Here is an 18,200-nt window from a genome sequence, read left to right on the forward strand (position 1 = left end):
TTATAAAACAATCGTCCTGAATGTAAGGTTCACTCGTGGTTTTATGGTTGTTTTTGTTGGAGGTAAACGATGCAGCCAGTGCGTTTGCGTGGTGTCTTTCATCACCAGTAAACTGCCGTGTTCGAGAATTAAAGAAACGACTTCTTTGGTTTCCTTATGTTTAAACGCAAATTTGCGTTCAGCGCCAAAACTTAGGGAAGCGATAGCTCCGTTTTTCTTTAAATCCTTTTCGGCATCGCTGTGCCACGCCATTCCCTCATCACCGCTATGATACAAATTCAGCAAACAGGAATTGAAGGTTTCGCCTGTTTTTTCTTCAATGACGGCTTTAAGTGCCAGTAATTCATTGGTCCATGGAAGGGCTTTTTTAGTGGTTTTAGAATAGGTATATTCAAATTCCTGATCGCCGTACCAGGCTACTTTTCTCTTGGTTAGGATTAATTTTCCAAAGATAATCGCTTCATCATTTTTCCATTCTATCGTGTTTAGTAAAGAATCCCGATAGACATTGGCTTTTTCTCGCGCAAACAGTTTTCCGTAATAGTTTACAGTTCCGTCTTTGGGTAATAAATTGGTGTTTTCGTTTATTTCGGGATTAAATAAGTCCATTCTTCCATTTTTGATATTTTGTTTTCATGCAATGTCCACAAGGTCTGAAACCATTTTTTTCAGCTTCCTCTTCAGTATAAAAGAAAACCCGGTTTTCACGTTTCATTCTTTTGCCGGAAGCACATTTCAGCGTTCCGTAAATTTTTAGTTTTTGGTTTCCACCAAAGCAAATCTCGGCATTTTTGATTTTAATTCGCAATTGAAAATCAGTAATTTTAGAATGTTCAATCATTTTTTTTTAAGTTGCAAAGGTTCAAAGGCACAAAGGTTCAGAGGTTTTGGGATGTGTTGAAAAGCTTTGAACCTTTGTGTGATTGGTTTTTTTATCGTAGAGGCGCACAGCAGTGCGTCTTTCGCAAAGATTGTCGACGATGGTTTAGAGGCATTGCTGTGCACCTCTACACTATCCGTATGTTAAAAGTATAAAGTTACAAACCTCTGCACCTTTGTAGCTCTGCCTCTTTGCACCTTAAAATCAAGATAACGCATCATGAAAAATAATTCCCAGAGTATGCCTTTCGCCGCTATGGATTTCGCTTACACCATGTCTCATATTCACACGATAATATCCTTTCGTGCCTTTTACAGGACGGAAATTTGTCGTAAAAACCAAAACATCTCCTTTTTTAGGTTTTAGTACAATTGCTTTAGATTGTGCTCTCGGCGTTTGTTGCGTTAATACAAATTCGCCACCGGTAAAATCTTCGTCAGGTTCATTTAGGAAAATAACAATTTGAATCGGAAAATAAACAGCGCCATATAAATCCTGATGGAGGGTATTAAAACCACTTTTGCCGTATTTTAATATTAAAACGGTTGCCTTTAACTGATTATTGGCGTGACATTGTTCAAGCAATTTTTCGTGTGTTTCAGGAAAAAAAGTGTCGATATTCAGTGCTTTCATCCACGCATTAGCAATTGGCGTTAGTTTGGGATAGATAGTAGCCCGTATGGTCTGAATTAAATCAGGCAGCGGATAATTAAAATATTTGTATTCGCCCAAACCGAAACGATAACGCTCCATTACAACCGTTTTTCGATATAAATTAGGATTATCATAATCGAATTTTAAATCTTCACATTGTTCGTTATCAAGTACATTCGGAATAATGGCGAACCCATTTTCGTGCATGGATTCGGTGATGCTGTCCCAGTTGAGGGAAGCAATTTTAGATTGTATATTTTGCATTGAAATTATTTTGAAGTAGAGCCGCACAGCAGTGCGTCTTGTTTATAGGTTTTCCTGTAGGTGTTCTTTAATTTCCGGAGTCAGATTGTGCACCTTCCCAACCAATAATAGCCGTTTTTCGGGTATTTCCCCACATATAACCGCCAAAGGTGCCTGAAGATTGAATAACGCGATGACAGGGAATTAAAAAGGCTACCGGATTGCTGCCAATAGCAGTTCCGACTGCTCTTGAAGCATTTGGTTTTTCGATTTGCTGTGCAATAGAACCATAAGTAGATAGCTGGCCCATTGGAATTTTAAGCAATGTTTCCCATACTTTCAACTGAAAATCGGTTCCTTTTAAATGCAGTTTTATTTCAGACAGTTTACTCCAGTCGTTTTGGAAAATAAATAAGGCATTTTGTTGTGCTAAATCCAGTTTTCTGGAAAATGTGGCGTTTGGAAATTTATGTTTTAAATCTTCAAACCCGATTCCTTCATTTTCGGCGAAAGCCATAAAGCAGACTCCCTTTTCGGTTGAAGCTACAATGATATTCCCAAACGGACTTTCGGCAAAGCTATAATTGATAAAAAGGTTTTTGCCCCCGTTTTTATATTCTGCCGGTGTCATTCCTTCGATGTTTACAAATAAATCATGTAGACGGCTCGTTCCTGAAAGGCCAGTTTCGTAGGCGGTGTCAGACAAAGTCGCCTGACTGTTTTCCTTAAGGATTTTCTTGGCATGTTCAACACTGATGTATTGCAGAAATTTCTTCGGACTTGTTCCTGCCCATTCCGTAAACAAACGCTGAAAGTGAAACGGACTTAAGTGTACCTTTTCGGCAACGGTATCCAGATTTGGCTGTTCGCGAAAATTAGCTTTTATATAATCGATCGCTTCTGCAATTCGATTGTAATTGATATTTTCCTGTGTGTTCATTTTTGTTCCATTTTATAGTACAAATGTCGACTGGTTTTTGCAGAGATAAAATCCGAAACTTGCTTTGTTTTTCTAACCGCAAAGAGCGCTAAGATTTTCGCAAAGCACGCAATAGTTTTTGCTGGCAAGTCATAAATTTATTTCGCAATATTGTCATCCTGACGGAGAAAGGATCACACAGGAAGCTCCGCAAAGAGAGGTATATTATTTAAGGTCTTCTTTTCTTAAAGAAACACTTATCAATTTATACCCATTTTCAGTTCTTAAAAACTCAAAATGATCTTGTCCTGAATCTGTTTTCTTCTTTGGCGAGATCACAATATTTTTAACCGGATATCTCCAGTCTTTAGGTTCATTGCAATTGTTGAAATAGGTTTCGAATTCGATTGTTTCGAAAATGAACTTATTTAAGCCATCAGTTGAAACAAAGTAGTCACAATCTGTGGAGTTAAGTTCCTGAAGTTTACGTTTTATAAAGGTATAATTTTGATTAATAAATTTAGTGTTCGACTGCTTTATCCAGCCATTTGGTTCTTTCCAGTAGGTTATGGTAGCAAAAGAATGTTTTAGTAAATTCTCTCTGGATAAATCAGAAAGTAAATTGTTTTTCAGCCACAATTTGAACTCCTTATCAAAATTGACAAATGAATAATATTCGCCATCAACTCCACGGAAATTTTCTCTTATTGGATCTTTACTTGGATCTTTAGATTTTTCTACAGAATAAAAGTCCAGTTCACTATTATATCCGAAATTTTCAATTAAAATTTTATTGTTACTATCGATTAGGAATTCTTTTCCTCCAGACCAGAAAAAATGTTCTCCATCTATTTCTTTTTTAGCATCTTTTAATCCTATGAACATTCCGTTTTTTAATTTGGTTAAATCACTATAGTCGGGTGGAATTGCAATTTTTCCGTCACCATTAAAGAAACCCATTTTATCTGTTTTAGGATCTCTAAAACGGATAAAACCTTCATTTTCACAATCAGGGCCATTATCAAAAATGTATAAGCTGTCGCGGCCAACTATTTTCCCGGTTTTGGTTAAATAATAGCTTTTCCAATTGTCGTTTTCTTTTTCAGAAACAGCAATTATATTTTCAAATTTATTTGCAATAGTATATCCTGTAAATTTTGGTTCGATTTTGATAACGCCGTTTTTATCTTTATATCCAATTTTTGTGGTGTCTTTGCTCCAAAATGAAATCCATATATCATTGGTTTGTGCGAATAGCGAAGAACTTAGAATAAGGAATATATAGAGGTAGATAATCTTTTTCATGAAATTTATTTATCGTAGATGAATTTCTAATTCATTGTTTTTTGCTTCTTCAAAACAATCGCTACACAACATTTTAAAATCAGCTTTAGCTTGAAAAACTTCGGTCCATTCTTCACCATTATCTAAAAGATATTGTTCGCATTCACCACACCACGCAATTTGCGGAAGATCTTCTTCGGCTTCTGAATAGAAGAAACCTACTTTTTCTTTCGGGTCTATTGCCGTTGCAATGTGAATACAGCTGAATGTCATTTCTTTAGATCCGTGTATTTCACATAAAATTTTTTCAATCATAATTTTATATTGGCGAGTTATTTAATTTCAAATTTAAACTGAAAATTTCAAATTTTAAATAGAAAACCCGACAGGTTTTTAAAACCTGTCGGGTTTGATATAGATAATCGAAAAAATCTAAAATCAGAAATCTTCAATCTAAAATTTACTAGTATCTGTAATATTCCGGTTTAAACGGACCTTCAACAGGAACACCAATATAAGCAGCCTGATCGTCACGTAAAGTTTCCAGTTCAACGCCTAATTTAGCTAAGTGCAAAGCAGCCACTTTTTCATCTAAATGTTTTGGTAACATATAAACGTCATTGTTGTAAGCAGCACTATTTTTCCATAATTCGATTTGAGCCAAAGTCTGGTTGGTGAATGAGTTACTCATTACAAAACTTGGGTGACCTGTAGCACAACCAAGGTTTACCAAACGACCTTCAGCCAAAATGATGATGTCTTTTCCATTGATAGTATATTTGTCAACCTGAGGTTTGATTTCGATTTTAGATGCACCGTGGTTTTTGTTTAACCAGGCCATGTCAATTTCGTTATCAAAGTGTCCGATGTTACAAACAACAGTTTTGTCTTTCATTTGTTCGAAATGACTTCCAAGAACGATATCTTTATTTCCTGTAGTGGTAATGATGATATCAGCAGTAGCAATTACAGTATTTAATTTTTTAACTTCATAACCGTCCATTGCAGCTTGTAAAGCACAAATTGGATCGATTTCAGTAACCGTTACAATAGATCCTGCACCTCTGAAAGAAGCAGCAGTTCCTTTTCCAACATCACCGTATCCGCAAACGATAACTCTTTTTCCGGCTAACATTAAGTCAGTAGCACGACGTACAGCATCTACAGCAGATTCTTTACAACCGTATTTGTTATCAAATTTAGATTTAGTAACAGAATCGTTAATGTTGATGGCAGGCATTGGTAAAGTTCCGGCTTTTACTCTTTCGTAAAGTCTGTGAACACCAGTTGTAGTTTCTTCAGAAAGACCTTTGATTCCGGGAACCAATTCCGGGAAACGGTCAATAACCATGTTAGTTAAATCTCCACCGTCATCCAAAATCATGTTCAATGGTTTTCTGTCTTCGCCAAAGAATAAAGTTTGCTCAATACACCAGTCAAATGACTCTTCATCAAGACCTTTCCAGGCATACACCTGAATTCCTGCAGCAGCAATAGCAGCAGCAGCCTGATCCTGAGTAGAGAAGATGTTGCAAGAAGACCATGTAACTTCAGCACCAAGAGCAATTAAAGTTTCGATCAAAACTGCAGTCTGAATCGTCATGTGCAAACATCCGGCGATACGAGCACCTGCAAGAGGTTGTTCGTCTTTATATTCAGCACGAAGCGCCATTAAACCTGGCATTTCAGCTTCAGCCAGTTCAATTTCTTTTCTTCCCCAAGCCGCTAGAGAAATGTCTTTTACTTTGAAAGCCACAAAAGGCGTAGTTGTAGTACTCATTTATAGTATATTTGTATATTGTAATTTTTTTGCAAATTTACGGAATAGCTTTTTAATTTTGACTACTTTATATAAGATTTGTGAAATGTTTAATTTCTTAATTTATAGAGTATTAGTCGATTGCCATGATTGCCATACTGAGCGCAGTCAAAATAAGAAGCTAATCGGGCTGTCCACTATATCTTTTAGAGCTATAAAGACCAGACGTTAAATTAGAAACTCAGTTTTAAAATCACCGAAATAATTCATAATTTAAAACTCATAATTCATAACTAAAAAAGGATGCCTTTATTCCAGACGATACAATTCAACGAAACAACTAAAATCTTAATTTGGGAAATAACCGAATCTTTTGACGAGTTATTGAGCAAAGTAGTATTGAAAGAAAAAACGCAGCTGCGATTGAACGGAATGAAATCCCAAATGCATCAGCGTGCTTTTCTGAGCGTTCGCATGCTGATTCAGGAAATGGGTTTTACAGATCATGATTTGCATTACGACGAGTTTGGAAAACCTTATTTTGATTGTCACAATCATATCTCCATAACACATTCGTATCATTTTGCAGCCATCATCGTCAGTCATGAAACGGTTGGAATTGATATGGAGTTACAACGGGAAAAAATTATTCGTATTGCCGATAAATTTACAGATTTCGAATGCGATTATTTAAAACCGGACCCTATTGAGAAATATGTAAAAAAACTCACTGTAATCTGGGGAGCTAAGGAAGCGATTTTTAAAATCAGAAACGAAAAAGGGATCAGCTTTAAAGATCACATCAAGGTTGGAGATTTCTCTTTAAATAAAAGCCAGACAGAAGCGAGCCTTCATTTTGATGATTTAATCAAAGATTTTGAGGTGCATTATGAAGAAATCAAATCAGATAATTTTGAAGGGAAATTTACTTTGGTGTATGCTTTTGAGAAACAGAATTGAATAAAATTCCAATTTTTAAATTCTAAATTCCAAAGTGTTTCATTTCGAGGAACGACAAATCACATTAGAGGATTGGCAAAGATTGGCGATTTTCTGTACTAAATTTTGTGTTACCCGAATGATAAAATGCGCTAAATAACCAGGATTATAAAGGATTCTCCATCATTTTTTTGCGATGTTCAAACATACTCATAAACAGGAAAGTTCCCATTTTTCGGGCACGTCGTTTTAGTGTTTCTGCATTTTCGCCTTCGAAGTGTTCTTCTAAAGTCTGAAACCAATAGTTGAGCCATATTCCAAACTCGTTTGACGTAATTTTTCCATCAAAATGTGCATCAACTTCATTGTGCACGGCATGGGGATTGCCTTTGTATTTTTTAACCGCAAATAAATTGGTCTCCCAAAAATCGGTTAGTTTTTCCAGATGTGCGTCCCAGTCTTTTATGATTGTATTAAAATAAGAGCCGATTTCCTGATCGGCTCTTATTTTAGCATAGAACTGATGGACTAGAAAAGAAATATCAGTTCTGTTTTCGATTTGTTTTTTCACAGAATGAAATTATTTAAAATGATAAGGGATACACTTAAAACGGCGCTTAGAATCAAAAGATTAAAAACAATTTTGTGTTTCATCTGTGCCAGTATTGAAGTGTTTACAAAAATACAGGCTAATACAATAATGGCCAGCTGAATCATTTGAGGAATAGAAGTTCCATTTGCTAAAACGTACATTGCGGCAGCACCACCTAAACAGCTCTGACCAATTACAGCCATTGCAGCAGAACCCATGTAACTTTTATTGAAATTTTCGAATGTTGTTTGATATAGTGTCATGATATTGAGATTTTTACACCACAAAGATACGCTCACAATACCGCTGCGTTTTATGACTTAAATCATAAAACAAGAACTTTTTTATCGATATACTTTTCTGTTAATAATCTTCAATTCACCTTTTTTTTCTAAAGCTTTTATGGCTCTAATCACAGTTTCTACGCGTAAGCCGGTGAGATCTCCGATTTGCTGCCTGGTAAAATTGATCAGATATCCGTTCGTCTCTTTCTTAAAATTAAAATAGAAAATGCCGTGATCAATTAATTTTAAAACACGATGTTCCGGTTCATGCGTAGAGATTTCGGCAGCCATTACCGATTTATAATACAACCGCTGCGCTAAATTTTCGATTATTTTAATGCTTACTGCCGGATTCTCTTCCAATAATTTCATGAAATTTGGTTTGGGGAGACAAAGAATCCAGGTTTCTCCAACAGCCACAGCACTTGCAGGATACTTTTGATTTAAGAATAAGGGCGGTTCTCCAAAAGACTGGTTTTTATAGAAAATTCCCTGAATAAATTCGCGTCCGTCATCATTGTAATTGTTCATTTTAATTTCACCTGACACAATCTGATAATAATGGGTAGGTAATTTTCCTTCTTCAAAAACAGTTGAGGCTTTCTCGTAAAATTTCTTTGAGGCACCATATTTTTCTAAAAGATCGGTAGCAATCATAATTCGGTTCTTAGGTTGTCAAAAGCGCTACGCAAATATAATTCATTCAAAATAGTTCTTGTGCATTAAAAAACTTTTACTTTTACGCCCGATTATGAGACAAAGAATACCGAATATTTACCAGCAAATTATCCAGGCCAAGATTAATGGGCAGAAACTGCTTGCTATTCTTTTGGATCCTGATAAAATTATCTGGGAGAATTTGGATGCTCTTTTGTTTAAAATAAACCAGTCACCTGCCACTCATATTTTTGTGGGAGGAAGTATCGTCCAGACTACTATTTTAGAAGAATTAATGACGGAATTAAAACAAAAAACAAACTTGCCCGTTGTTATATTTCCGGGAGATCCGTCACAGATTTCAGCTCAGGCTGATGCTATTTTGTTCCTGTCTTTATTGTCTGGCCGAAACGCTGATTACTTAATAGAATATCAGGTTCAGGCAGCACCAATTTTGAAGAAGACAAAACTGGAAGTGCTGTCAACAGGATATATTTTAATAGAAAGCGGTAACGAAACGGCTGTAGCCAGAGTGAGTAAAACACAACCGCTGGATCGCACAGATCTTGATCTGGTCCTGGCAACGGCGCAGGCTGGAGAAATGTTGGGAAATAAACTGCTCTATCTGGAAGCCGGAAGCGGTGCCAAAAAAGCTGTTCCGCTGGAAATGATAGCGTTAATTGCTCAAAATATTGAAATTCCGATAATTGTTGGAGGAGGAATTGTAGATTTGCAGGGAATTCAAAAAGCATATGAAGCAGGTGCAGATTTAGTAGTGATTGGAACTGCTTTTGAAAATAACAGCCACTTTTTTGAATCATAAAGAGTAAATAAAAACCCAAATAACCTGCTATAATGATTGATTTTTTTCTCGACAGTTATAAAAATGCTCCTTTATGGCATATTGCTTTGGAGTTTCTGGTTTTTGTCTGTGGAATTTTAAGTGTCTGGTTCGCGAAGAAAGAAAATATTTGGGTATATCCAACGGGTTTAGTTGCTACATTAATTTCGGTATACCTTTTATATGTTGCCGGTTATATTGGAGATATGATCATAAATGGATATTTTTCTATTATGAGTATTTACGGATGGTATGTTTGGGCAAAAGGAGGAACAATTGATGAAAATCTGCCCATCACACGAACTAATTTTAATGAAAAAATAATCGGGATTATACTTTTCATTGTGACTGTTTTTGTGGTCTTTGGTATTTATAAATATTTTGATTACGAAATCAAAAACGACAATTATGTTGATATGATTTCATCAGGAATATTTTTCGCAGGAATGTGGTACATGGCCAGAAAAAAGATCGAAAACTGGACACTTTGGATTATTGGTGATATTATTGTAGTGCCTCTTTACGCTTATCGTGGCTTAGGGATGCTGTCACTTCAATATTTAATTTTTACAATTTTGGCTATTTCAGCTTATTTAGAATGGAGAAAAATCTTAGACAGCAAAAAACAGCTATCCTGAAAATTGCTTTGTTTGGCCCTGAAAGTACAGGGAAAACGACTTTGGCAAAACAGCTTGCGGAATATTACGAAACGGAATGGGTTCCGGAATTTGCACGTGATTATTTGCAGGAAAAATGGGAAAAGAATCAGCATATATGTGAAGCTGATGATATGATGCCGATTGCTTACGGACAAGTTGCATTAGAAAATCAAAAACTTTCTTCGGCAAAAAAATATCTGTTTTGCGATACCAATCTTATGGTTACCAAGGTTTTTTCCGAAATGTATTATGGATTTTGCGATCCGCTTCTGGACGAAGCTGCACTTGAACATGAGTATGATTTATTTTTTCTTACCGATATAGATGTACCCTGGGAAAAAGACGACATCAGAGATACCCCTGACGGAAGGGAAACGGTGTTTTCTGTTTTTAAACAAACCTTAATCAATACCCAAAAGCCATTTATTACCCTTTCTGGCAATAAAGAAAATCGTCTGGCAAAAGCTACCGCTATTATCAAAAATCTGACAATTGCCAAAGAAAAAGGTTTCTCATCTGCTGATTTTGTTGAGATTTATGAACATGGAATTCCTTTTGAAAAAATAGTAAAGCAACTGGATATTTTTAAAAATGGCATTTCAAAGAGTAATTTAATAAGTCCGGCAACCAGTAATAACGGGATTTTAAGCCTGACAGAAAGTGATTTCGAAGAAAAAGCTGCTTTTTTTGATCTTCAGAAGGAGAATTTAAAACTGAAGAAATTTGTTCCGGCTTCCGGAGCTGCCAGCAGAATGTTTAAGTTTCTAACTGCTTTTCTGAACGATTTTGATATTCAGACAGAAACTATAAATGCCTATATCAATAGAAAAAAAGACAGTAATTTGTCCATTTTTATCGTAGCGATGGATAAGTTTCCGTTTTTTGAAGCTTTAGATAAAAAGTTGAGGGAAGTATATCCGGATTTTGAAACGCTGGATAGAGATTATAAAAATTATTATTTTATAAAATTGCTCTTGTCGCCTGATTACTTTGACTTTGCAAACAAACCAAAAGCAGTTTTACCCTTTCATCAGTATAAAACGCATATCGCAATTCCCATTGAAGAACATTTAAATGAATGTGTACATTACGCGACTGCAAATCAGATTTCGAATTTGCATTTTACCGTATCGGAAGCGCATCAAAGCCTGTTTGAAAAAGCGGTTGAAGTGGTTAAAGAAAAAGTAGAAAAGGATTCAGGGACTAAAATAAATATCGCTTATTCGTATCAAAATAAAAGCACAGATTCCATTACTGTTGATGCTAAAAATAAAATGGTAAGGGATAAAAACGAATCATTGATTTTCAGGCCAGGCGGGCATGGCGCATTAATTGAAAATTTAAATGAACTGGATGCAGACATTATCTTTATCAAAAATATTGACAATGTAATTCAGAATCATATTGATAAAATTACGCTCTACAAAAAAGCTTTGGCTGGAATTTTAGTTGAAATTCAGAAAAGAGTTTTTAGTTATCTGAACGCTATTGAAAGTCAGGAAATCAAAGAAGATCATATCGATGAAATAGTTCATTTCCTGACTAAAAAGCTGAATATTCAGATGACTAAAGATTTTAATAAATTTACTTTCGAGAATAAAATTATTAAAATTAAAGACCTTTTAAACAGACCCATCAGAGTTTGCGGAATGGTTAAAAATGAAGGAGAACCGGGTGGAGGACCCTTTTGGGTGATGAATAAGAAGGGAAAAATTTCGCTTCAGATTGTAGAAACATCCCAAGTAGATTTAACGAATAAAAAGCAACTTGAAATTTTATCGGCAGCTACACATTTTAATCCCGTAGATTTAGTTTGCGGAATAAAGAATTATAAAAATCAAAAATTCGACCTCAATGAATTTGTGGATTCGAAAGCAGGTTTTATCGTAGAAAAAAGTGTGGATGGGAATACCGTGAAGAGTTACGAGTTACCAGGTTTATGGAATGGTGCAATGGCAAATTGGTTAACTATTTTTGTTGCTGTTCCGCTACTCACTTTTAATCCGGTAAAAACAGTAAATGATTTATTAAAACCAGCACATCAGCCACAATAATGGACACCGAAAAAATCATATCAGAATTAAGTTTCAAGGCTGTCAGAAGCAGCGGAGCAGGAGGACAAAATGTAAATAAAGTGTCTTCAAAAGTGGTCTTGACTTTTGATCTGAATACTTCTCAGGCCTTATCTGACGAAGAAAAATTACTTTTACTAACCAATATTTCGTCACGCTTAACTTCTGAAAATATCTTAATTTTAAATTGTGACGAAGACAGAAGTCAGCTTAAAAACAAGGATATTGTTGTAAAACGTTTTTTAGAAATCATCAAAAAAGGATTATTCGTTCCTAAAATCCGTAAGGCAACTAAGATTCCAAAATCTGTAATTAAGAAGAGAATTAAGGACAAAAAGAATATTTCTGAGATAAAACAATCCCGTAGAAAACCGAATTTGGATTAGTTTTTTTATATTTCTCAGGATGACAGCAGATCAGTCTTTGCTTCATAAAAAGTTAAGTTTGATTTAAAACGCTGCGTTAAAAAATTGCAGAGTTACCAAAAAGTGGTAATTTTATAAAAAAAAATCAATTTTATGGGAAAGAACACATCCATATCTTTAGGCAATCATTTCGAAAGTTTTATTGAATCAAGTGTTTCAGAAGGCAGATTCAACAATGCAAGTGAAGTAGTAAGAGCCGGACTAAGACTTTTAGAAGAAGAAGAAAATCGCATCATCGCTTTAAGAAAAGCAATACACGAAGGACTTGAAAGCGGAAGAGCAGTAAATTTTGATCCAAAAGAACATTTGAGAAATTTAAAAGCCAGAAATAAATAATGGCTGAATTTTTTCTAACAAATAAAGCCGTTGAAGATTTAACCGATATTTGGGATTATACTGTTGAAACCTGGTCTGAAAATCAAGCAGAACATTACTACCTTTTGCTTATGGATTCTTGCAAAGAGTTGGCCGAAAAACCGGCAAGAGGAAAATCTTACGATACAGTTGATAAAAATCTTTTCGGGTATAAAACAGGTCAGCATGTTATTTTCTATCGAATACTTTCAGAGAATGAGATAGAAATTGCAAGGATCCTTCACGGTATGATGGACTTAAAAAGTAAAATCTGAGAAGCCGAACAAAATAAAGGGTAAACTATACTAAATAGTTTTGCAGGTGACTCGTTTGATTTTTGGAATTTGGAATTTTCATTTTTGGGAGTTTAATTTTTAAACACTACATTTGCCCCGTCTCAAAGGGGTGCTCTAAATAACGAGCTGAGATCATACCCAAAGAACCTGAGCAAGTAATGTTGCTAAGGGAAAAAACGACAGATTTTATCGCATAGTATCATTTTGTCGTGAAACAATTTTATTAATTTAACAACAAGAATAATTCCCCCTTTTATTCGTAATTTTTTACGGATGAAAACTATTATTAAAGGTACTGAGGTACTAAGTTACAAAGGTTCTAAGGTTCAAAATGCAGCCGGAACAAAATCTATTTTCTTTTTTCTGTTTTTTATTTTCTCAACTCTTTTTTCTTTCGCACAAGAACAGGACTCTACCAAGGTCAATCAGCTTGATGATGTGTTGGTTTCGGCTGTTCGTGTTACTACGAAAACGCCGGTTTCTTTTAGTAATATGGATAAGAAGGAAATTAAATTCAGAAATCTGGGTCAGGACATTCCAATTCTTATGAATTATTTACCCTCAGTGGTTACCACTTCCGATGCCGGAAATGGCATGGGCTATACCGGAATACGCGTACGTGGAAGCGATGCTACAAGGGTCAATGTTACGATTAATGGAATTCCGTATAACGATGCAGAAAGTCAGGGTACGTTCTGGGTAAATATGCCCGATTTTGCTTCTTCAGTTGAGAGCCTGCAGTTACAGCGTGGTGTTGGAACTTCAACTAACGGATCAGGAGCTTTTGGTGCGAGTTTGAACATGCTGACCGACAATTATGCTTCTAAACCTACGGGTGAAATTTCAAATTCTTTCGGGAGTTTCAATTCCCGTAAACATACGGTGAAATTCAGTACCGGTTTATTAAACGATCATTTTGAAATTGCAGGACGTTTGTCGGCTTTAAAATCTGATGGATATGTTGACAGGGCAAGTTCTGATTTAAAGTCCTATTTCCTGCAGGCCACCTATGTAGGGAAAACCACTTTAATTAAAGCCCTGGTTTTTGGCGGAACAGAGAAAACCTACCAATCCTGGAACGGAATTGATGGCGAAACATTAAACGATAACCGCACGTATAATTCGGCGGGAAAATTTACAGATGAAGCCGGTAATATTCGATTTTATGACAATGAAACGGATAATTACAAACAAGACCACTACCAATTGCACTGGAGCGAATCGTTTTCGGATAAATGGAATACAAATTTCGCTCTTCACTATACAAAAGGACTGGGCTATTATGAAAATTATAAATTTGATGAACCGGTTGCTGGTTATGGAGGAATTCAGCCCACTAAAATGGTTGAAAATGATAAGGGGGAATTGGTTCCGGGAACTGATTTAATTCGTCAGAAATGGTTAGACAATGATTTTTACGGAACGACTTTCTCTTTAAAATATAAAGATGAAAAGCTGGATGTTATTTTTGGCGGAGGCTGGAATAAATATGAAGGCGATCATTTCGGGAAAGTAATCTGGGCCAGAAATGCTGCGCAAACAGAATTGGGAGATCATTATTATGACGATTTTTCAACAAAAACAGACGGAAATATTTTTGCAAAGGCAAATTATCAGTTCACCGAAAAGTTAAGTTTCTATGGAGATTTACAATACAGAAAAGTAACTTACAAAGCGGATAGTTACGAAACAGGCGTAGTAGATGACCAATTCAATTTCTTTAATCCAAAAGCAGGATTAAATTATGAAATCAATCCAAAAAACACCTTGTATTTCTCTTATGCAAGAGCCAATCGGGAACCAAACAGAACAGATTATGAAGGGGGAAATGTAAAGCCGGAGAAATTAAACGATTTTGAATTAGGATGGAGATTTAATGCTGAGAAATTTCAATTGAATTCGAATTTCTACTATATGGGGTACAAAGATCAGTTGATTCTAACAGGAAGGCTGGACGATGTTGGATCTCCGATTCGTTCTAATAGCGAGAAAAGTTATCGTTTAGGTCTTGAAGTTGATGCTACGATTGTACTTTCAGAGAAATTCATCCTGCGTCCTAACTTTACCTTAAGCAATAATAAAAATGTAGATCTGGCTGTTGAAGGGCAAAATTATGGTACAAAAGATATCGCTTATTCCCCGTCGGTTATTGCGGGAAACATTATTGTTTACAGCCCGATGGAGAGTTTGCACCTTTCCTTATTGCAGAAATTTGTTGGAGAACAATACATGAATAACATCGAATTACCGGAAGCTAAACTGGCTGATTATTTTGTAAATGATTTGAATGTATCTTATGAAATAAAACCAAAAACAGTTTTCAAATCCATTATGATAACAGGTTTGGTAAATAACTTTTTAGACAAACAATATGTTTCAAACGGAGCAATGTACGATGTGTATCCGTACTATTATCCTCAGGCAGGTATTAATTTCTTACTTGGACTGACATTGAAATTCTAGTAGATTCAAAAATAAAAAAAGCCTGAAAGTTTTAAATTTTCAGGCTTTTTTTATTTTAGTTGTAAACGTGAATTACCGATCCGGCAACGTCAACTTTATATTGTTTCAGCGGATATTCTTTTCCACCCAGACCCGTAAACAGACTATATTCTGCTTTATCGCAGGAACAAACCGCATTAATGCCTTTTATAGTCATTGCAATGCATGAAGACAATTCCTGATTCGGACATGCAGCATCGAAAGCAGTATAACCAGCTCCGGTATTGAAAATAATAATCCCTTTTGCTCCATAACCGGATACAATAACACCATTACTCGGGTATTTAAGATCTGAATAAGCAGGTAAACTCATGTTTACAGATAAATTAACAGAATAATTCGGGATGTAAGGATTGTTATTACTACGTTCCTTATCGCTACAAGATAAAAACAGCGAAGTTAATACGATGAAGAGCCAGATTTTTTTCATTATTTTAATATGAATTAGTGAAACAAAATTAAATTATTTAGATTTGAATTCTATATGATTAACATATAATTATGTACTATAAAAAATAATAGTATATTTGTAATAAGAAATCCCGTCCTGATGGGATTTTTTGTATTTATATAAACGATGAAGTTATGAGTAAAGTATCTTATTATACAGCAGAAGGATTAAAAAAATTAAAAGATGAGTTGGAGCATTTAAAAAGTGTAATGCGTCCAAAGGCATCCCAGGATATAGCGGAAGCAAGAGACAAAGGTGATTTATCTGAAAATGCAGAATACGATGCCGCTAAAGAAGCTCAGGGATTATTAGAAATGAGAATTGCCAAGCTGGAAGAAGTATATTCAAATGCCAGATTAATAGACGAATCACAATTAGATGTTTCTAAAGCATTGGTGCTTTCGAATGTTAAAATCAAGAATCAAAGCAACGGCATGGAAATGAAATATACATTAGTTGCGGAGAGTGAAGCAGATCTTAAAACCGGAAAAATCTCGGTGACTTCTCCTATTGGAAAAGGCCTGCTTGGAAAATCGGTTGGAGAAGTAGCTGAAATCACGGTTCCAAACGGAGTTTTGAAATTTGAAATCCTTGAAATCTCAAGGGACTAAATTATAAATGTTTATTCGTTAAATCGTTTATTTGTTTAATCGATTTAACGAATAAACGGTTTAACAAATAAACAATGTCAACAATATTTACCAAAATAGTAAACGGAGAAATCCCGGCTTATAAAATCGCCGAAGACGACAATTATCTTGCTTTTTTAGATGTAAATCCAAATGCAAAGGGCCATACGCTTTGTATTCCAAAACAGGAAATCAATAAGATTTTCGAGATGGATGACGAATTGTATTTAGGGTTAATGAAGTTTTCTAAAAAAATAGCCATTGCTTTAGAAAAAACAGTTCCCTGCAAAAGAGTTGGAATGGCAGTTGTAGGTTTGGAAGTGCCTCATGCGCACGTACATTTAATTCCGTTGAACGAAATGGATGAAATGCGTTTTCAAAATAAAGTGTCACTTTCTAAAGAAGAATTTGAGACGCTGGCCAAAAGTATTCAGGCGAATTTGTAAAACATAAAGACGCTTCGACTTCGCTCAGCCTGATATTCTGACATAAATAAAAAAGTGCCGTAAAATTATTTTTACGGCACTTTTTTATTTAACTGAATCTGAAAAGTAGTCCCTTTTCCTAATTCAGAGTGCAGAACTTTGATCTTTCCGTTATGGTATTCCTCAACAATTCTCTTAGTTAAGGAAAGCCCCAGTCCCCAACCGCGTTTTTTGGTGGTAAAACCAGGCTCAAAGATGGTTTTGAACTGATTTTTCGGAATCCCTGTACCGGAATCTTTTACAATTATTTTTACATGGTGTGCATCCTGTTCGATCTGAAGATCTAAGGTGCCTTTTCCTTTCATGGCATCAATGGCATTTTTTACCAGATTTTCGATGGTCCAGCTGTGTAATGTCGGGTTGATCATGACAAAAATGGCTTCTTTCGGAACATGATGTGAAAATGCGACCTGTTTAGAAAAACGGGATTGTAAATATTCATAACTATTTAAAGTCTCGGTAACGATATCATGAAGTTCCAATGCCGGAACAGATCCGATTTTTGAAAAACGATCTGTAATGGTCTGTAAACGGTCTACATCTTTTTCAATCTCTACGGTAATGGACTGATCTATTTCTTCCGTTTTTAAAATTTCAACCCATCCAATCAGGGAAGACAATGGTGTCCCGATCTGATGGGCAGTTTCTTTTGCCATTCCTGCCCAGAGCTTATTTTGAATGGCCATTTTGGTGCTTTTATAAAAATTATAGATCAGCGCACCAAACAAAAAAATGATCAGCAATAAAGCAATCGGATAATATTTAAGTTTATTAAGTAAAGCTGAGTTGCCATAATACAGCTTCTGGTATTTTCCGGGAGCATATTCAAAAACAATAGGCTCGTTTTCGTTTTGCAGTTTATTCAGAAAAGACATTGATTTTTTTTCATCCTTTAAGACTGTTTCAGGGACATTTCTGGTCGTCAGAATCTTGTCATACATCGTCAGGATTACCGGAATAGAAGTGTTGTTGCTGGAAATCTGAAGCGGAAGTTCCAGATCCGTATTTTCATCAGCGTTAATTAAGGCAATCTGTGCATTTGCCAGCAGCTTCATTTTTATCCTTTCCTCATTTTTGAAAATTTGAAAAAAAGTATACGTATTCCAGAGAATCAGCGAAATGATTAAAAAGGAAATGCTAATGATAACCCAACGGGTAGTATTTCTTCTGTCCGAAAAAAACATATTTTAAATTTTGAGGTATAAATATAACGAAATAAACACATTTAATATTTTGTGTGCTGCGAAAGATTTTTGTTTTTTAAGTCTAAAACTA

General features: G+C 35.4%; 22 protein-coding genes. 10 read left to right on the forward strand and 12 right to left on the reverse strand.

The genetic code is table 11. The features are described from left to right. The 7 genes from GJU43_RS01180 to ahcY form a co-directional block, all read right to left on the reverse strand. Positions 1-609, reverse strand: coding sequence for an alpha-ketoglutarate-dependent dioxygenase AlkB (locus tag GJU43_RS01180; RefSeq protein ID WP_154339032.1), 609 nt, complete (start codon positions 607-609; stop codon positions 1-3). Next, positions 596-841 carry an Ada metal-binding domain-containing protein gene (locus tag GJU43_RS01185; protein ID WP_154339033.1) on the reverse strand — a complete coding sequence of 82 codons (246 nt, stop codon included), beginning with the start codon at positions 839-841 and terminating at the stop codon, positions 596-598. The genes GJU43_RS01180 and GJU43_RS01185 overlap by 14 nt, the downstream gene beginning before the upstream one ends. 243 nt (positions 842-1,084) lie before the next feature. Continuing rightward, positions 1,085-1,798: a 2OG-Fe(II) oxygenase gene (locus tag GJU43_RS01190; RefSeq protein WP_154339034.1), complete on the reverse strand. Its 714-nt coding sequence runs from the start codon at positions 1,796-1,798 to the stop codon at positions 1,085-1,087. Between the two features lie 67 nt (positions 1,799-1,865). Next, positions 1,866-2,717, reverse strand: a complete 852-nt coding sequence (locus tag GJU43_RS01195) for a methylated-DNA--[protein]-cysteine S-methyltransferase (protein WP_154339035.1) — start codon at positions 2,715-2,717, stop codon at positions 1,866-1,868. Between the two features lie 204 nt (positions 2,718-2,921). Next, entirely contained in the window at positions 2,922-4,001 is a 1,080-nt protein-coding gene (locus tag GJU43_RS01200; protein ID WP_154339036.1) for a WG repeat-containing protein, read from the reverse strand. A 9-nt stretch (positions 4,002-4,010) separates the two neighbouring features. After that, positions 4,011-4,295, reverse strand: a complete 285-nt coding sequence (locus GJU43_RS01205; protein ID WP_154339037.1) for a hypothetical protein — start codon at positions 4,293-4,295, stop codon at positions 4,011-4,013. Between the two features lie 148 nt (positions 4,296-4,443). After that, positions 4,444-5,760 (reverse strand): adenosylhomocysteinase, encoded by a 1,317-nt coding sequence (gene ahcY, locus GJU43_RS01210; RefSeq protein ID WP_154339038.1) that lies wholly within the window; start codon positions 5,758-5,760, stop codon positions 4,444-4,446. Positions 5,761-6,042: 282 nt separating this feature from the next. Here ahcY and GJU43_RS01215 point away from each other — a divergent pair, with 282 nt between their 5' ends. Beyond that, a complete protein-coding gene (locus GJU43_RS01215) occupies positions 6,043-6,699 on the forward strand; it encodes a 4'-phosphopantetheinyl transferase superfamily protein (protein ID WP_154339039.1) in 657 nt (218 codons plus the stop codon). Positions 6,700-6,844: 145 nt separating this feature from the next. On the opposite strand, the gene GJU43_RS01220 is transcribed toward GJU43_RS01215, so the two are convergent. From GJU43_RS01220 to GJU43_RS01230, 3 genes are all read right to left on the reverse strand, one after another. Beyond that, on the reverse strand, positions 6,845-7,249 hold the full coding sequence (locus tag GJU43_RS01220; protein WP_370455464.1) for a group III truncated hemoglobin: 405 nt from the start codon (positions 7,247-7,249) through the stop codon (positions 6,845-6,847). Then, on the reverse strand, positions 7,246-7,533 hold the full coding sequence (locus GJU43_RS01225; protein WP_154339040.1) for a hypothetical protein: 288 nt from the start codon (positions 7,531-7,533) through the stop codon (positions 7,246-7,248). Before GJU43_RS01225 ends, GJU43_RS01220 begins: the two co-directional genes overlap by 4 nt. 81 nt (positions 7,534-7,614) lie before the next feature. Next, positions 7,615-8,211, reverse strand: coding sequence for a Crp/Fnr family transcriptional regulator (locus GJU43_RS01230; protein ID WP_154339041.1), 597 nt, complete (start codon positions 8,209-8,211; stop codon positions 7,615-7,617). A 94-nt stretch (positions 8,212-8,305) separates the two neighbouring features. Here GJU43_RS01230 and GJU43_RS01235 point away from each other — a divergent pair, with 94 nt between their 5' ends. The 7 genes from GJU43_RS01235 to GJU43_RS01265 all read left to right on the forward strand — a co-directional run bounded on the left by GJU43_RS01235 (position 8,306) and on the right by GJU43_RS01265 (position 15,321). Next, on the forward strand, positions 8,306-9,034 hold the full coding sequence (locus GJU43_RS01235; protein ID WP_154339042.1) for a geranylgeranylglyceryl/heptaprenylglyceryl phosphate synthase: 729 nt from the start codon (positions 8,306-8,308) through the stop codon (positions 9,032-9,034). 32 nt (positions 9,035-9,066) lie between these two features. Further along, a complete protein-coding gene (gene pnuC / locus GJU43_RS01240; RefSeq protein ID WP_154339043.1) occupies positions 9,067-9,690 on the forward strand; it encodes a nicotinamide riboside transporter PnuC in 624 nt (207 codons plus the stop codon). Then, positions 9,651-11,765, forward strand: coding sequence for a DUF4301 family protein (locus tag GJU43_RS01245; protein WP_154339044.1), 2,115 nt, complete (start codon positions 9,651-9,653; stop codon positions 11,763-11,765). Before pnuC ends, GJU43_RS01245 begins: the two co-directional genes overlap by 40 nt. After that, on the forward strand, positions 11,765-12,169 hold the full coding sequence (gene arfB / locus GJU43_RS01250) for an alternative ribosome rescue aminoacyl-tRNA hydrolase ArfB (RefSeq protein WP_154339045.1): 405 nt from the start codon (positions 11,765-11,767) through the stop codon (positions 12,167-12,169). The genes GJU43_RS01245 and arfB overlap by 1 nt, the downstream gene beginning before the upstream one ends. 132 nt (positions 12,170-12,301) lie before the next feature. Then, positions 12,302-12,544: a type II toxin-antitoxin system ParD family antitoxin gene (locus GJU43_RS01255; protein ID WP_154339046.1), complete on the forward strand. Its 243-nt coding sequence runs from the start codon at positions 12,302-12,304 to the stop codon at positions 12,542-12,544. Further along, on the forward strand, positions 12,544-12,837 hold the full coding sequence (locus GJU43_RS01260; protein ID WP_154339047.1) for a type II toxin-antitoxin system RelE/ParE family toxin: 294 nt from the start codon (positions 12,544-12,546) through the stop codon (positions 12,835-12,837). The genes GJU43_RS01255 and GJU43_RS01260 overlap by 1 nt, the downstream gene beginning before the upstream one ends. Positions 12,838-13,131: 294 nt before the next feature. Continuing rightward, complete coding sequence (locus GJU43_RS01265; protein ID WP_154339048.1) at positions 13,132-15,321, forward strand: TonB-dependent receptor; 2,190 nt, start codon at positions 13,132-13,134, stop codon at positions 15,319-15,321. A 55-nt stretch (positions 15,322-15,376) separates the two neighbouring features. Here the strand turns inward: GJU43_RS01265 and GJU43_RS01270 are convergent, their stop codons facing one another. Continuing rightward, a complete protein-coding gene (locus GJU43_RS01270) occupies positions 15,377-15,790 on the reverse strand; it encodes a hypothetical protein (protein WP_154339049.1) in 414 nt (137 codons plus the stop codon). 155 nt (positions 15,791-15,945) lie between these two features. On the opposite strand from GJU43_RS01270, the gene greA reads away from it, so the two are divergent. Together greA and GJU43_RS01280 are read left to right on the forward strand one after the other, a co-directional pair. Further along, complete coding sequence (gene greA / locus GJU43_RS01275) at positions 15,946-16,422, forward strand: transcription elongation factor GreA (protein ID WP_029271926.1); 477 nt, start codon at positions 15,946-15,948, stop codon at positions 16,420-16,422. A 74-nt stretch (positions 16,423-16,496) separates the two neighbouring features. After that, entirely contained in the window at positions 16,497-16,886 is a 390-nt protein-coding gene (locus tag GJU43_RS01280) for an HIT family protein (protein ID WP_154339050.1), read from the forward strand. Positions 16,887-16,957: 71 nt separating this feature from the next. Here the strand turns inward: GJU43_RS01280 and GJU43_RS01285 are convergent, their stop codons facing one another. Further along, positions 16,958-18,109 (reverse strand): PAS domain-containing sensor histidine kinase, encoded by a 1,152-nt coding sequence (locus GJU43_RS01285; RefSeq protein ID WP_154339051.1) that lies wholly within the window; start codon positions 18,107-18,109, stop codon positions 16,958-16,960. Positions 18,110-18,200: the final 91 nt, after the last annotated feature.

It is taken from the genome of Flavobacterium sp. LC2016-23 (assembly GCF_009674775.1).
GTDB lineage: Bacteria > Bacteroidota > Bacteroidia > Flavobacteriales > Flavobacteriaceae > Flavobacterium.